General features: G+C 71.8%; 13 protein-coding genes. 4 read left to right on the forward strand and 9 right to left on the reverse strand.

The window, feature by feature from the left end:
* Nucleotides 1–65: 65 nt before the first annotated feature.
* From ada to mgtE, 5 genes are all read right to left on the reverse strand, one after another.
* Nucleotides 66–1,142 carry a bifunctional DNA-binding transcriptional regulator/O6-methylguanine-DNA methyltransferase Ada gene (gene ada, locus MKK70_RS20875; RefSeq protein WP_243949636.1) on the reverse strand — a complete coding sequence of 359 codons (1,077 nt, stop codon included), beginning with the start codon at nt 1,140–1,142 and terminating at the stop codon, nt 66–68.
* Nucleotides 1,143–1,274: 132 nt separating this feature from the next.
* Nucleotides 1,275–2,105, reverse strand: coding sequence for an AlkA N-terminal domain-containing protein (locus MKK70_RS20880; RefSeq protein ID WP_243949870.1), 831 nt, complete (start codon nt 2,103–2,105; stop codon nt 1,275–1,277).
* 68 nt (nt 2,106–2,173) lie between these two features.
* The gene (locus MKK70_RS20885) at nt 2,174–5,902 is read right to left on the reverse strand and encodes a PAS domain S-box protein (protein ID WP_243949638.1); all 3,729 of its coding nucleotides are present in this window, start codon (nt 5,900–5,902) and stop codon (nt 2,174–2,176) included.
* A 121-nt stretch (nt 5,903–6,023) separates the two neighbouring features.
* On the reverse strand, nt 6,024–6,353 hold the full coding sequence (locus MKK70_RS20890; protein ID WP_243935270.1) for an Hpt domain-containing protein: 330 nt from the start codon (nt 6,351–6,353) through the stop codon (nt 6,024–6,026).
* Nucleotides 6,354–6,481: 128 nt separating this feature from the next.
* Nucleotides 6,482–7,882 carry a magnesium transporter gene (mgtE, locus tag MKK70_RS20895; protein WP_147843416.1) on the reverse strand — a complete coding sequence of 467 codons (1,401 nt, stop codon included), beginning with the start codon at nt 7,880–7,882 and terminating at the stop codon, nt 6,482–6,484.
* Nucleotides 7,883–8,363: 481 nt separating this feature from the next.
* On the opposite strand from mgtE, the gene pqqA (MKK70_RS20900) reads away from it, so the two are divergent.
* Nucleotides 8,364–8,453, forward strand: coding sequence for a pyrroloquinoline quinone precursor peptide PqqA (gene pqqA / locus MKK70_RS20900; RefSeq protein ID WP_147727216.1), 90 nt, complete (start codon nt 8,364–8,366; stop codon nt 8,451–8,453).
* A 70-nt stretch (nt 8,454–8,523) separates the two neighbouring features.
* Complete coding sequence (gene pqqA, locus MKK70_RS20905) at nt 8,524–8,613, forward strand: pyrroloquinoline quinone precursor peptide PqqA (RefSeq protein WP_007559225.1); 90 nt, start codon at nt 8,524–8,526, stop codon at nt 8,611–8,613.
* A 145-nt stretch (nt 8,614–8,758) separates the two neighbouring features.
* Here pqqA (MKK70_RS20905) and ldtR read toward each other — a convergent pair whose 3' ends face one another.
* The 4 genes from ldtR to MKK70_RS20925 form a co-directional block, all read right to left on the reverse strand.
* The gene (gene ldtR / locus MKK70_RS20910; protein ID WP_243949640.1) at nt 8,759–9,271 is read right to left on the reverse strand and encodes a transcriptional regulator LdtR; all 513 of its coding nucleotides are present in this window, start codon (nt 9,269–9,271) and stop codon (nt 8,759–8,761) included.
* Between the two features lie 164 nt (nt 9,272–9,435).
* Complete coding sequence (locus MKK70_RS20915; protein ID WP_147727218.1) at nt 9,436–9,891, reverse strand: DUF6163 family protein; 456 nt, start codon at nt 9,889–9,891, stop codon at nt 9,436–9,438.
* Nucleotides 9,891–10,955: an enoyl-CoA hydratase/isomerase family protein gene (locus tag MKK70_RS20920; RefSeq protein ID WP_243949642.1), complete on the reverse strand. Its 1,065-nt coding sequence runs from the start codon at nt 10,953–10,955 to the stop codon at nt 9,891–9,893. Before MKK70_RS20920 ends, MKK70_RS20915 begins: the two co-directional genes overlap by 1 nt.
* An 88-nt stretch (nt 10,956–11,043) precedes the next feature.
* Nucleotides 11,044–11,805, reverse strand: a complete 762-nt coding sequence (locus tag MKK70_RS20925; RefSeq protein WP_243949644.1) for a hypothetical protein — start codon at nt 11,803–11,805, stop codon at nt 11,044–11,046.
* 251 nt (nt 11,806–12,056) lie between these two features.
* On the opposite strand from MKK70_RS20925, the gene hemB reads away from it, so the two are divergent.
* Together hemB and MKK70_RS20935 are read left to right on the forward strand one after the other, a co-directional pair.
* Nucleotides 12,057–13,130 carry a porphobilinogen synthase gene (gene hemB / locus MKK70_RS20930; RefSeq protein ID WP_243938104.1) on the forward strand — a complete coding sequence of 358 codons (1,074 nt, stop codon included), beginning with the start codon at nt 12,057–12,059 and terminating at the stop codon, nt 13,128–13,130.
* Nucleotides 13,127–13,501, forward strand: coding sequence for a hypothetical protein (locus MKK70_RS20935; RefSeq protein ID WP_243949646.1), 375 nt, complete (start codon nt 13,127–13,129; stop codon nt 13,499–13,501). The genes hemB and MKK70_RS20935 overlap by 4 nt, the downstream gene beginning before the upstream one ends.
* Nucleotides 13,502–13,587 lie beyond the last annotated feature (86 nt).

A 13,587-nucleotide genomic window follows, 5' to 3' on the forward strand; every position in this document is an offset into this window, starting at 1 on the left:
CGCGGGCCACCCTCCCCTCGAAAGGGGGAGGGAAGAGCCCGAACGCGATCGCGAGGCTTATCCGCTCACCGCACCACCCCCTCGCGCTTCAGCAGTGCCCGCTTGCGCTCGATGCCCCAGCGGTAGCCGGACAGGGCGCCGTCCGTCCGCACCACCCGGTGGCAGGGGATCGCGACGGCGAGGGCGTTGGCGCCGCAGGCGCGGGCGACGGCCCGCACCGCCGCCGGCGTGCCGAGGCTCCGGGCGATCTCGGCGTAGCTCGCGGTCGTCCCCGCCGGGATCCTGCGCAGGGCATCCCAGACGCGCTGCTGGAAGGCCGTGCCGCCGATGTCGAGGGGGAGGTCCACCGGCCGCCCCGGCGCTTCGACCAGGCCGACGACCTGCGCGACCAGCGCCTCGAACGCGGCGTCGCCGCCGGCGAGCGCCGCGTTCGGAAAGCGGTCCTCCAGGTCGCGCAGCAGCGCGTCCGGATCGTCGCCGAGCAGGATCGCGCAGACGCCGCGGGCGGTAGCCGCGACGAGGATCGCGCCGAGGCTGCACGGGCCGACCGCGAAGCGGATGGTCTCGCCGGTCCCACCCTTGCGGTAGGCGGCGGGCGCCATGCCGAGCCGCTCGCCGGCCCCGGCGTAGAAGCGGCTCGCCGCCCCGTACCCCGCCTCGTAGAGCGCGTGCGTGACGCTGCCGGCGCTCGGCAGGGTCTTCGCCATCCGTTCGGCCCGGCGGGCCTCGCCGTAGGCCTTCGGCGTGACGCCGGTCGTCGTCTTGAACACCCGATGGAAGTGGAACGGGCTCATCCCGGCCGCGCGGGCGAGAACAGCGAGCGCCGGCAGCGATTCGGCCTCGTCGATCAGGCGGCAGGCGCCGGCGATCGCCGCGGCGCGCCTCGCATCGGGCGACGCCTCGTTCGGCCGGCAGCGCCTGCACGGACGGAAGCCCGCATCCTCGGCCTCGGCGCAGGTGGCGTGGAACGCGACGTTCTCGGGACGCGCCGCGCGCGACGGGCAGCTCGGTCGGCAATACACGCCGGTGCTGCGGACCGAGTAGACGAAGCGGCCATCGTACGCCGCGTCGCGCGCCGACACGGCTTCGCGCCGCATGGCATCCGCTGAGAGATCGGGACGGGTGGCCTCGGTCGTCGGCATCGCAGCCTCATCGATGATCGGGGCCGGATGCGGACCGCGCGGTCTCCCCGTCATGCGCTGCTCGCTCACGGGCCGCATCCCGTCCCTTGCTCTCGAATCCGGCGGGCATCCTGGGCGCGCACGGCGTCCTCCTCAATCCGCCGGCCGCGCCGCATCGACCGCCCAGAGGTGCAACGCCGCGTAGGCGCGGTACGGGCGCCAGCCTTCGGCGCGCAGCAGCAGCTCCGCCGGGCTCGGGCGCCCGGCGCCGCCATCGAGGGCCCGCAGCAGGCCGACGTCCCCGGGCGGAAACGCGTCCGGCGCGCGCAACGCCCGCATCGCGATGTACTGCGCCGTCCAAGGCCCGATCCCGCGGATCGCGGTCAGGCGGGCGACGGCGGTGGCGAGGTCCTGGTCGGGTGCGAACGGATCGGGCTCGGCGAGGCTCGCCGCCGCGAGCGCCCGGATCGCGGCCCCGCGCGCACGCGGCATCGTCAGGATCTGCGCGACGTCCGCCGCGGCCACACGCTCGGCGGTCGGGAAGACATGGGTCAGGCCGGGTTCGGCGAGGGCCGGGAGGGGCGTTCCGAGCTCGGCGACGAGCCGCCCGGCGAGCCGGGTCGCGGCCGCCACAGAGACCTGCTGCCCGAGGATCGCGCGGACGCCGAGCTCGAACCCGTCCCAGGCCCCCGGCACCCGCAAGCCGGGCCGCGCGGCGACGAGGGGCGCGAGACGAGGATCGGTCGCGAGATGCGCGCCGATCGCCGCCGGGTCGGCGTCGCAATCGAACAAGCGCCGGAGCCGGGCCGCGATTCCGGGAAGCTCGGCCTCCGCCACGCCCGTCACGATCGCGACGAGCCCATCGCCGCCGGGCGTGATCGCGATCGATCCGGTTCCCCCTGCGACGGCGATGGTGCGCGCGTAACGATCCGGGCCCACCGCCTCGATCCCGGGGATCGCCCGGCCGGCGAGGAAGTCGCGCATCGCCGGCCAGTCGTAGGGCGGGCGGCAGGGCAGGGCGATCGACGCAGGCACCGCGGCCGCGATCCGGGTCAGCCGTTCACCGCCCGCCGCACCGGCGCGGCGTCGCGGCCCGGAAGCCAGCGCGCGATGGCGGCGTAGAGGACCGCGCGGTCGAACGGCTTGCCGACGTGGTCGTCCATGCCGGCCTCGCGGAACTGGCGCACCTCGGCCGGCAGCACGTTGGCGGTCATCGCGATCACCGGCACGTTCGCCGCCGGGCCTTTCAGGCGGCGGATCATCCGCGTCGCGGTGATGCCGTCCATGCCCGGCATCTGCACGTCCATCAGCACGAGGTCGAACGCGCCGTCCTCCACCGCCATCACGGCGGCGGCGCCGTCGGCGACCACGTCGACGGTGTGGCCGGCGGCCTCCAGCACCAGCCGCGCCAGCTCCTGGTTAATCTCGACGTCCTCGACCAGGAGGATGTGCCCGGTGGCGTGCGACGCGACGACGGCCGGCACGGCGGTGGGGGCGTCGACGTCGACGCCGCGCGGCAGCGTCACCGTGAACCAGAAGGTCGAGCCCTCGCCGTCGTCGGAGGCGACGCCGATCGTCCCGCCCATCAGCTCGACGAGGCGCCGGCAGATCGCGAGGCCGAGGCCGGTCCCGCCGAAATCGCGGCTCACCGAATTGTCGACCTGCGAGAAGCGCTCGAACAGCCGGTGCTGCTTGGCCTGCGGGATGCCGATGCCGGTATCGCTGACGCTGAAACGGATGGTCTCGCCGGCCGGCGTGGTGCCGGCATGGCGCACCGCGAGGGTGACGCTGCCGCGCCGGGTGAACTTCACCGCGTTGTTCAGGAGGTTGAGCAGGATCTGGCGCAGCCGGGCCTCGTCGCCGACGAGGCTGGGCGGCAGGTCCGGGTCGATCCGGCCGATCACGGTGAGACCCTTCGCGGAGGCGAGCCCGCGCACGATCGACAGGCCGTTGTCGGCCAGCGCCGCCGGCGCGAAGGCGCGCTGCTCGAGATCGATCGCCCCGGCCTCGACCTTCGAGAAGTCGAGGATGTCGTTGACCACGGTGAGCAGGGCGGAGCCCGACGAGCGCGCCAGCTCGGCGTGGCGCTGCAGGTCGGGCGCCAGCCGCTCGGAGCGCGCCAGCAGGTCGGTGAAGCCGATCACCGCGTTCAGCGGGGTGCGGATCTCGTGGGACATCGCGGCGAGGAAGTCGGTCTTGGCGAGGCTCGCGCGCTCGGCTTCCAGGCGCGCGGCCTCCGCGGCGGTCTTGGCCGCCTGCAGCGCGAGCTCGGCCTGCTTGCGATCGGTCGCGTCGAGGTTCAGGCCGATCACCCGCACGGGCCGCCCGGCGGGATCGTAGTAGGCGCGGCCGATGCTCTGCAGCCAGCGCTCGACGCCGTCGCCGCCCGTGATCCTGAACTCCATCACGAAGCTGCGGCGCGAGGCGATCGCCTCGGCGGCGTCCGCCAGGGCGCGCTCCCGGTCCTCGGGCATCACCAGGGCCTTCCAAGCCTCGATCGGCATGCGCAGGGGTTCGGTGCTCGACAGCCCGTGCAGCCGCGCGCTCTCGGGCGAGAGCAGGACGGAACCGGCGACGAGGTCGAGGTCCCAGGAGCCCGCCTCGGCCGCGTCCTGGGCAAGGCGCAGCAGGTCGCTGGTCTCCTCCAGGGCCCGGCGCGCGGTGATGATGTCGTCGATGTCGAGGGCGGTGCCGAGCCAGCCGACGATGGTGCCCGCCTCGCGGATCGGCATCATCACGATCTTGTGCCAGCGATAGGTGCCGTCGTGCCGGCGCAGCCGGCCTTCGATCTCGTGCCCGCGCCCGTCGCGAACGGCCGCCGCCCGGGCCGCCTCCATGCGCCCGGCATCGTCCGGGTGGTTGGCCGCGAGCCTTTCGGCAAGGCCGGTCCCGATCGGCCCGTAATAGGCCTCGAAGCGCTGGTTGACGTAGGCGGCGAGGCCATCCTCGGCCCGCACGATCCAGACGAGCTGCGGCAGCGTGTCGGCGAGCGCCCGGTAGCGCGCCTCGCTCGACCGCAAGGCGTCCTCCGCCTGATGGCGCGCATCGACGTCGCGGACCGAGGCGACGAAGCCGGCGGGTCGGCCGGCGGCGTCCCGCACCAGGCGCCACGAGCCCTCGACCCAGATGTAGGAGCGGTCGCCCCGGCGCAGGCGATAGGTCGCCACCGCGGTCTCGGCCTCGCCTCCCGAGAGGCGGGCGATCATCGCCGAGAGCGCGCCTGCGTCGTCGGGATGGGCCTCGTCCTCCGGCCGCGTCCCGACGAGGTCCTGCGGCGCCAGGCCCAGCAGCGCGTGCGAGGCCGGCGACGCGTAGATCCGCCGGCCGTCGAGGCCGACCTGGACGATCATGTCGCTGGCGTTGTCGGCGAGCAGGCGGTAGCGCGCCTCGCTCAGCGCGATCGCCTCCTCGGCCCGGCGCAGATGGGTGATGTCGCGCACGCTGATGAAGACGCGCGCCACGCGGCGGCCGCCGGCCTCGCGCAGGGGCACCAAGATCACCTCGAAGCGGTGGGTCCCGTCGCCGCCGACCCGCTCCTCCTGGCGCCGCGCTGGCTCGCCGGAGCGGATCACACCCTCGATGTCGGCCCGCACGATCGCGGCCATGTCGGGCGGCATCACCTCTTCCGGGGTCTTGCCGCGGACGGCCTGCTGCGAGTGCCCGATCAGCGCGGCGGCGCTCGGGTTCAGGGTCTCGAGGGCGAAGCTGCCATCGGCCGCGACGGCGTGGACGAAGAGGTGGTCGGTGGCGTTTTCGAACACGCCGCGGAACAGCGTCTCGGCCTCGCCGAGGGCACGGTGGGTCTCGACCAGCAGCGCCTCGCGCCGCCGCCGGCGCTCGAGCTCGCGCAGCAGCACCAGGCATCCGAGCAGGATGACCGCGCTCGCGACCGCGCCGACCGCCAGCGCGTTGCGCCGCTCCGCGACGAGCGGCGCGAGCACGACCTCCACCGACTTGCCGACCGTGACGACGAGCGGAAGGTTCTCCGTGGCGCGATATCCGAAGATGCGCGCGCGCCCGTCGAGGCCGCTCTCGACCGCGTAGGTTCCCGCCGGCGCCTCGGACAGGCGCGCGAACAGGCCCTGACCGTCGAGCCGCCGGGACAGGTCGCGCTCGTACATGCCCGGCATCGCCGGCTCGCGGATACGGACGTAGCCGTCGCGGCCGAACAGCCCGACGACCGCGTCGGCGCCGACGTCGAGCGCCTTGAAGCGCCGGGCGAGGTAGTCCGGGTCGACGGCCACCATGAGGACGCCGCCGAAGCTGCCGTCCGGGCGCGTCAGCCGGCGCGCGAGGTTGAAGGTGAAGGTATCCATCAGCCGGCCGCGGATGGTGCGCCCGACATAGAGGCCGGCTTCGGGATTGTCGGCCAGCGACCGGAAGTAGGGCCTGTCCGCGACGTTGGTCCTGCTGAGGGCGGAGGGCACGGCGTCGCGCGTGGCGACGAGGTCGCCGTTCGCGTCGAAGATCGCGATCTGGCGCGCGCTCTCGGCCAGCATCGTGGCGCGCTTCGACCAGCGGGCGAAATCGAAGGTCTCGGGATCGTCGGCGTAGTCGGCCTCGATCAAGCGCATCACCTGGTCGACGCCCTCGATCAGGCGCGAGACCTGCTCGGCCAGCGCGATCGACAGGTTCAGCACGTCGCGCCGCGCCTGGAGCATTTCGCCCTCGCGGCGCTGCTCAAGATGGAACAGCAGGCCGAGCCAAACGAGTGCGAGGAAGACGAGGCCCCCCGTCGCCACGAGCGCCTGCGGCAGCCGGCCGGCGAGGCGATTCGGCATGAGGCCGACCCTCCGTCGTTCCGGCATCTGCGTCGTCGCCACCATCATCCCGCTCACCCAGAACCCGCTCCGCGCGACCGTGGCATGCCGATCGTCACGAAACTGAATACGCGGCGCGTCGTCAGGACGTTTGCGCGACGTCTTCCAGCGCGCGCACGGTCTCGTCGCGCAGGGCGCGGATCTCGGCGAGCGCGGGCGCGAGGTCGGCGCCGTCCTTCGCCTCCGCTTCGAGAGCCCGGCAGGCCGTGGACAGCCGCTCGCAGCCGAGCATGCCCGACATCGAGATCAGGGTGTGCGCCTCCCGCGCGATCTCGCCCGGCGGGCGGCTTCCGGCCGGGAACGCGGTGCGCAGGCTGTCCGTGAACCGGACGATCAGGCGCCGGAGCTTCTCGGCGCCGATCACGCCGCCGAGGTCGTCGAGGACCGGGCGGCTCAGCAGGGGCAGGGTCACGGTCGCGCTCCGAAGTCACGTCTTGCCGGCGGCGCCTTCGCGGACGACGCCTGCATCGTCCGCCCTACGTCGGCCCGGACTGCGAAGTTTCCGTTGCCGACCGGTCGGCAACGGCAGCGGACGCGGCGCTAGAGCAGCGTGCCGCGCAGGATCAGCAGCGCCACCGAGAAGTAGATGACGAGGCCGGTCACGTCGACGAGCGTCGCCACGAAGGGCGCCGAGGCGGTCGCCGGGTCGAAGCCGAGCCGTTGCAGCAGGAACGGCAGCATCGAGCCCGACAGCGACCCGAAGGTGACGATGCCGACGAGCGCGCCGCCGACGGTCGCCGCCACCAGCGGCCAGTGCTCGCCGTAATCGTACAGGCCGGTCTTCTGCCAGATCGCGATCCGCACCACGGCGATCACCCCGAGGATGCCGCCGAGCACGAGGCCGGTGGGCAGCTCGCGCAGGGCCACCCGCCACCAGTCGCGCAGGCGGATCTGGTGCAGCGCCAGCGCGCGGATCAGCAGCGAGGTCGCCTGGCTGCCGGAATTGCCGCCCGAGCTCATGATCAGCGGGATGAATAGCGTCAGGACGATCGCCTTCTCGAGCTCGCCCTCAAATCCCTGCATCGCCGAGGCGGTCAGCATCTCGGAGAGGAACAGCGCGCAGAGCCAGCCGGCGCGCTTCCGGATCATCGTCATGAAGCCGATGTCCATGTAGGGCTCGGGCAGCGCCTCCATGCCGCCGAAGCGCTGCACGTCCTGGGTCTGCTTCTCGACCATCGCGTCGATCATGTCGTCGACGGTGACGATGCCGATCAGGTGGCCGACCGCGTCGACCACCGGCAGGGCGAGCAGGTCGTATTTCGAGATCAGCCGGGCGGCCTCCTCGCGGCTCGCCGTCGGCGACACCGCGAGCGGGCGGCGGCCGGCGGCGACCGAGAGCACGTTGTCCTCGGGGTTGCCCGAGATCAGCCGGCGCAGCGGCACCGCCTTGGTCAGCGCGCGGGTGCGCGGGTCGAGCACGAAGATCGCATAGATCGTCTCGCGGGTCTTCTCGACGCGGCGGATGTGGTCGAGGGTCTGCGCCACGGTCCAGGTGCCGGGCACGGTGACGAACTCGGTGGTCATCAGCGAGCCGACGGTCTCCTCGCCGTAGGCGCTGAGGCGGTCGACGGCGCCGCGGGTCTCGGCGTCGAGGCGGGCGCGCAGGTCCGAGCGGCCGGGCTCCTCGATCTCGCGGAACACGTCGGTCACGCGGTCGGCCGACATGCCCGACAGGTAGGTGGCGACACGGTCGCGCGGCAGCATCTCGATGATGTCGGCGGCGTCGTCGAGCTCGGGCTGGTCGAGCACCTCGATCGCGCGATCGTGCGGCAGGCCGAGCAGGATCGCGGCGGCGACCTCCGGCGCCTCGGCGTTCAGCGCCTCGACGATGTCGGGCGCACGCTCGTCGGAGAGGCGCGCAGCCAGGACGGAGGGGTCGACGCGCGGATCGATCGGCACGACCGCGTCGGGGACCGGCAGGGGGGGGACCTGTTCAACCATGGGCCTCGCCTCGCGGGCCCGGCGGCGCGCCGTGCGGCACCGGCCGCGACCGGCTGCGCGGCGGAGCCCGGCGCGAGCCCTTCAGGGGCTCAGGCGGGATCGCGGCGTGCGGCCGGCCACGGCTCGGACGATCGGTCTGGCGTGTCGCTGGGCATCGGATCTTCGTGGGAATGGCGTGCGCGGATGCCGACGGCCGTCTCCGCGCGCGGCAGCCTGTGCGCCCGGCGGTGCGACGCGTCAAGCCGAAAGCGCGCCCCTCGGAGAGGGCGTGGCGGCAGGGGGCGGAATGGGGTTGGCGATTTGGCGCCACCGACACCATCTACCTGATCGGAAAGCCGAATTCAGCGTTTTGGAGATGAATGCCGGGGCGACCGAGCGCTCTCTCGGCGATCCTATGAGAAATATAAGTGTAGCGCCCGCTTGTATTGCGCCCAAGGTATCGCCTATCTTCCGGTCATCGAAGTTCACGAGGAGAAACGCCATGGCTTGGTCCGCCCCCATCGTTCAGGAAGTCTGCGTCGGCATGGAAGTGACGAGCTACGAGTCCGCCGAGATCGACACCTTCAACTGAGCCGATGACCGGCTCGCGAGCGAGCCGGCAAGACGTCCCTTTCGCCCGCATCCCATTCAGGAGAATTCACATGGCTTGGTCCGCCCCCGTCGTTTCCGAGATCTGCGTCGGCATGGAAGTCACCAGCTACGAGTCGGCCGAGATCGACACCTTCAACTGAGCTTTCGATCGGCCGCCGATGCGGCCGGTCTCGTGAGCGCCGCTCCCTCGGGGGCGGCGTTTTGCGTTGGTGCCGGGCGTGAAACGACGAAGCCGGCCGTCCCTCGCGGGCGGCCGGCTTCGTCGTGTTCGGCGTAACCGAGGTCTCACAGACGGTAGCGGATCTGGTCGGTCCAGAACCGCTCCAGGCGGCTGAGGGCGGTGTTGAGCCGGCCGAAATCGTCGTCGGAGATGCCGCCGATCGGCTGGATGGTGCGGGCGTGCTTGTCGTAGAGGCCCTGGATGATGTCGTGGACCATCCGGCCCTTGTCGGTGAGGCTGATGCGCACCGAGCGGCGGTCGGTCTTCGAGCGGGCGTGGTGCAGGTAGCCGGCCTCGACCAGCTTCTTGACGTTGTAGGAGACGTTGGAGCCGAGGTAGTAGCCCTTGGTCCGCAGCTCGCTGGCGGTGAGTTCCTTGTCGCCGATGTTGTAGAGCAGCAGCGCCTGAACGCTGTTGACGTCCTCGCGGCCGCGGCGCTCGAACTCGTCCTTGATCACGTCGAGCAGGCGGCGGTGCAGGCGCTCGACGAGGTGCAGGGCCTCGAGATACGAGCCGGCGACGGCTCCGGTCTCGGGAGCGGTGTTGGTATCCGAGATGTTGACGGCCTGGGACTTCATCTTGTGCCTCGCCCGAATTGTTTTGCCGGAGCCTTCTGCCGTCCGGCACCGCTCATGGGGTGAAACTAGGCGGCGGGGATGAAAACCGCTCTAAGAGACAGGATGAATTCGCGATTTACTTCTGTCGGTAAATGCAAAGTGAAGTGATTCGTATAACCACTCGTTTACCGCGCTTCCTGTGCCGCGAGCCAAGAAAAAACGAAGTAGAAGATCACGATACTGGACTCGACCAAGACCAGAATCAGCGGCGTCTGCAACAGTTGCGGCGTCAGGACGGCGAGCGTCAGCATCGAGGTCACCGCCAGCAGCCAGACCACGCCGCCCCAGGCGCTGGTGAGCCACAGGCCGATCGCCGCGTTGGCGTCAATCACCGCGAAGTAGATCAGCGCCGCCTGGCGCCCGAACGGCTCCAGCGCGAACGGGCGGTGCCCCGGCACCACATCGAGGATCGTCGCGAAGGAGAGCACGCTCTTGGCGAGCCACGCCAGGGCCGTCAGCCGCATGAACCAGACCAGCACCGTGTCCCAGGTGCTCTTGGGCGCGGCCGAGCGCCGCTCGATGCGGTCGCTCGGGGCCTCACCGACCGCGCTGCCGCGGGTGATGCGTCCGACCTTGCGCATCAGGCGAACCGAGGCTCCGGCGCCTCGGACGGCCCGAAGGCAGCGGCGACCGCGGCGTGGTCGACGGCCTCGAGCGTCGCCGGCCGCCAGTCCGGCCGGCCGTCCTTGTCGATCAGCACGGCGCGGACGCCCTCGAAGAAGTCATGCCCGCGCATCAGGCGGGTGACGAGGCGGTATTCGGTCAGCACCGCGTCGGCGAAATCGAGATCCAGCCCGCGCCGCATCTGCTCGCGGGCGATGCACAGGCTTGTCGGGCAGCGGGTGCGCATCACGGCCGCGGTCTCCGCGGCGAAGGTCGAGCCCGATGCGGCCGTGCCGTCCAGCCGTCGCAGGATGTCCGCGACGTCGTCGGCGGCGAACGCGTCGTTGATCAGGCCGCGCTCGGCGACGAGCGGCCCGGTCGGCGGGCGCGCGGCGCTGGTCTCGAGCGCGGCCGCGATCGGGCCGCCCTGGGCGAGCCGGTCGAGGATCGCGGCGAAATCCCGGGCGGGCGCGTAGGCGGTGGCCAGGCCGAGGGCGAGCGCGTCGCCCGGGCCGACCCGGCTGCCGGTGAGCGCGAGATAGGTGCCGACGCGGCCGGGCAGGCGCGGTAGGGCGTAGGTCATCCCGACATCGGGAAACAGGCCGATCCCGACCTCGGGCATGGCGAAGACATACGTCTCCGAGGCGACGCGGTGGGCCCCGTGGAGCGAGATGCCGACGCCGCCGCCCATCACCACGCCCTCGATCAGCGCGACGATCGGCTTCTCGTAGCGCTGCATCCGGGCGACGAGGCGGTACTCGGCCTGCCAGAACGCGAACACCTCGTCGAAGCGTCCCGCCTGGCCGCAGGCGTGGATGTGGCGGATGTCGCCGCCGGCGCAGAAGGCGCGCCCCCCGGCGCCGCGGATCGCCACGCGGGTGATGCCGGCATCCGACGCCCAGGCGTCGAGCTGCGCGTGCAGCGCGCCGATCATCCCGAGGGAGAGCGCGTTCAGGGCCTTCGGCCGGTCGAGGGTGACGAGGCCGAGCGCGCCCCGCCGCTCGAACCGGATCTCGTCGTTGGCCGCTTCGGCTCCGCTCACGTCTCTCGATCCTCTCGCCGCGTGTCCGCTCAGCGGGGGTTAGAGGCCGTACCGGCCCGGGCGTCAACGCCGGGCACCGGCGCGGGTGTCAGGCCGGCGCTGGGTCCGCGTGCGATGCGGAGGGCAGACCCATGCGGCGGTAGAGTTCGGCCTGGACCGCGATGCTGGTGACAAGGGACAGGATATTCACCGGGCTCATCAGGGCCGGCTTCATCAGAGCCGACCTCACGACGGCCGCTTGGAGCCAAAGCGTCGCCGCGATGATCGCCAGGAGGACCGGCAGGAGCACGGCGCCGACGAGAAGCCCGGCGAACGTGATTTCCCAGACCCGTCCCTTCGTCGCCGAGACCGCGCCCGACAGGCTGAGCGGGAGGACGCCGAGGGCGCCGAGGGCGAGCGCGGGGCCGGCCAGCGTGAGCCGGATGCAGATCCACCAGCTCGGCACAAGCAGTCCCAGAACAAGGAGGACGGGGATCCCGAGCCGATCATGGAGGTTCCAGAGCCAGGCCGCTCCGCCGAGGAAGAGCAGGAGATCGAGGGCGACGACGTTGAGGATGGCGCGGCGCCGCGCGCCGGGTTTCGGGATCGACGGCGGCCCGACGTCCCACATCACCTCGTACAGCCGGACCTTGTAGGGCGCGACGAGGACGAAGACGGCCGCATGGAGCAGCAGCCACCATCCGGTCACGGCGGGCACGTCGTTCTCGTGGCGCATCAGGGCCTCCGCGCCGTCGCCCGCGAGCAGGATCACGAACGCGATCGCCGTCGCCGGCCCGAGCGCGCGCATCGCGCGAAAGCTCCGTCCGTACGCGGCCGGAATGATCCCCTCGAGCGCGAACGATGCCGTCATGAGCCCCCCGACCAACACCTCGACCGGCGAATCGAACGCCGGAGCGATGTGAAAGAATTCCGATCCGCTGCGGGATGTCACGTGCCGAGGCGACGGCGTCACGCAGGCGTGAACCGTTCGGCGACGCTGCCGCGCTGCGGGCGGGGCGCCTCCGGCGGCTCGTGACGTCGCGGCGCTTCGCCGGCTTCGCCCGCCCCGCCACTTATGCTACGCCGCGCCACCCGCGAACCGATCACAGCGAACGCGATCCCATGCCCTTCGAACACGCTTCCGACGACACGCCCCGGCCGCGCCCGCTCGCCGTGGAGACCGCGCGGGAGGGGACCCGCGCCGAGGGCCTGAAGATCACCCAGCGTCCGCGCCGCAACCGCAAGGCCGACTGGTCGCGGCGGCTGGTGCGCGAGAACACGCTGACGGTCGACGACCTGATCTGGCCGATGTTCGTGATCGAGGGGACGGGCCGGCGCGAGCCGATCGCCTCCATGCCCGGCGTCGAGCGCCTCAGCGTCGACGAGATCGTGCGCGACGCCGAGCGCGCCGCTCGCCTCGGCATCCCGGCGATCTCGTTCTTTCCCTATACGGAAGTGAGCTTGCGCGACCCCACAGGCTCCGAGGCCCTGAACCCGGACAACCTCGTCTGCCGGGCGGTGCGCGCGGTGAAGAAGGCGGTGCCGCAGATCGGCATCATGACCGACGTCGCCCTCGACCCCTACACCTCGCATGGCCATGACGGCCTGCTCTCGGACGGCGCGATCCTCAACGATGAGACCGTCGCGCTGCTGGTGGAGCAGAGCCTGATCCAGGCCGAGGCCGGCACCGACATCATCGCGCCCTCCGACATGATGGACGGGCGCGTCGGCGCGATCCGCGCCGGGCTCGACAAGGCCGGCTTCCTCGACGTGCAGATCATGGCCTACGCGGCGAAGTACGCCAGCGCGTTCTACGGCCCGTTCCGCGACGCGATCGGCACGCAGGCGGCGCTCGTCGGCGACAAGCGCACCTACCAGATGGACCCCGGCAACGGCCTGGAGGCGTTGCGCGAGGTCGCCCTCGACCTGGAGGAGGGCGCCGATTCGGTGATGGTGAAGCCCGGGCTGCCCTATCTCGACATCATCCGCCGGGTGAAGGACGAATTCGGCGTGCCGACCTTCGCCTACCAGGTGTCGGGCGAGTACGCGATGATCGAGGCCGCCAGCCGCAACGGCTGGCTCGACGGCGAGCGTGCCATGGTCGAGAGCCTGCTCGCCTTCAAGCGCGCCGGCGCCGACGGCGTGCTGACCTACTACGCCCCCCGCGTCGCCGAGCGGCTGCGCACCGGCGCGTGAGGCGCCGGCGGGGCAGGGGGTTCGTCGCCCTCGGGATCGTGCTCGGATTTCTCGGCGGTCTCGGCGCCTGCGAGAGCGCGGTGCAGCGCCAGCGCCTGTCCATCTGCCGGAAAGCGGTGCCCGCGCTCGTGCCGGACGAGACGGCGGTGCGGATCCTGCGCGCCGGCACCGGCGCGGCCCCCGACAGCATCCGCGTCGACTACGTGCTCGGTCACTATCCCCACTATGCGTTGTGCCGCTTCAACGCCGGGGCCGTGCTCGACGGCATCTCCACCGACCGCACGACGCTGTCGGAGGCCTCCCTCTACCTGCTCAAGCGCTACTATCTCGACACGCCGGACGCCGACGAGCCCAAGCAGAAGATACCTTGAGCGCTCGGCGCTCGAAGGAGGTTAGCGTCACGTAGTCCCTACGGTGACGTGTTTTGAGGCCGACGGACGGTGACTTGCTTGCAAGA

It is taken from the genome of Methylobacterium sp. E-041 (assembly GCF_022829665.1).
Lineage (GTDB): Bacteria > Pseudomonadota > Alphaproteobacteria > Rhizobiales > Beijerinckiaceae > Methylobacterium.

Bases quoted from the DNA above. Each gene is read 5' to 3' on its own strand.
- ada (WP_243949636.1), bottom strand. From the start codon at position 1,142: ATGCCGACGACCGAGGCCACCCGTCCCGATCTCTCAGCGGATGCCATG.
- MKK70_RS20880 (WP_243949870.1), bottom strand. From the start codon at position 2,105: ATGCGCGACTTCCTCGCCGGCCGGGCGATCCCCGGGATCGAGGCGGTG.
- MKK70_RS20885 (WP_243949638.1), bottom strand. From the start codon at position 5,902: ATGCCGAATCGCCTCGCCGGCCGGCTGCCGCAGGCGCTCGTGGCGACG.
- mgtE (WP_147843416.1), bottom strand. From the start codon at position 7,882: ATGGTTGAACAGGTCCCCCCCCTGCCGGTCCCCGACGCGGTCGTGCCG.
- pqqA (WP_147727216.1), top strand. From the start codon at position 8,364: ATGGCTTGGTCCGCCCCCATCGTTCAGGAAGTCTGCGTCGGCATGGAA.
- pqqA (WP_007559225.1), top strand. From the start codon at position 8,524: ATGGCTTGGTCCGCCCCCGTCGTTTCCGAGATCTGCGTCGGCATGGAA.
- ldtR (WP_243949640.1), bottom strand. From the start codon at position 9,271: ATGAAGTCCCAGGCCGTCAACATCTCGGATACCAACACCGCTCCCGAG.
- MKK70_RS20915 (WP_147727218.1), bottom strand. From the start codon at position 9,891: ATGCGCAAGGTCGGACGCATCACCCGCGGCAGCGCGGTCGGTGAGGCC.
- MKK70_RS20925 (WP_243949644.1), bottom strand. From the start codon at position 11,805: ATGACGGCATCGTTCGCGCTCGAGGGGATCATTCCGGCCGCGTACGGA.
- hemB (WP_243938104.1), top strand. From the start codon at position 12,057: ATGCCCTTCGAACACGCTTCCGACGACACGCCCCGGCCGCGCCCGCTC.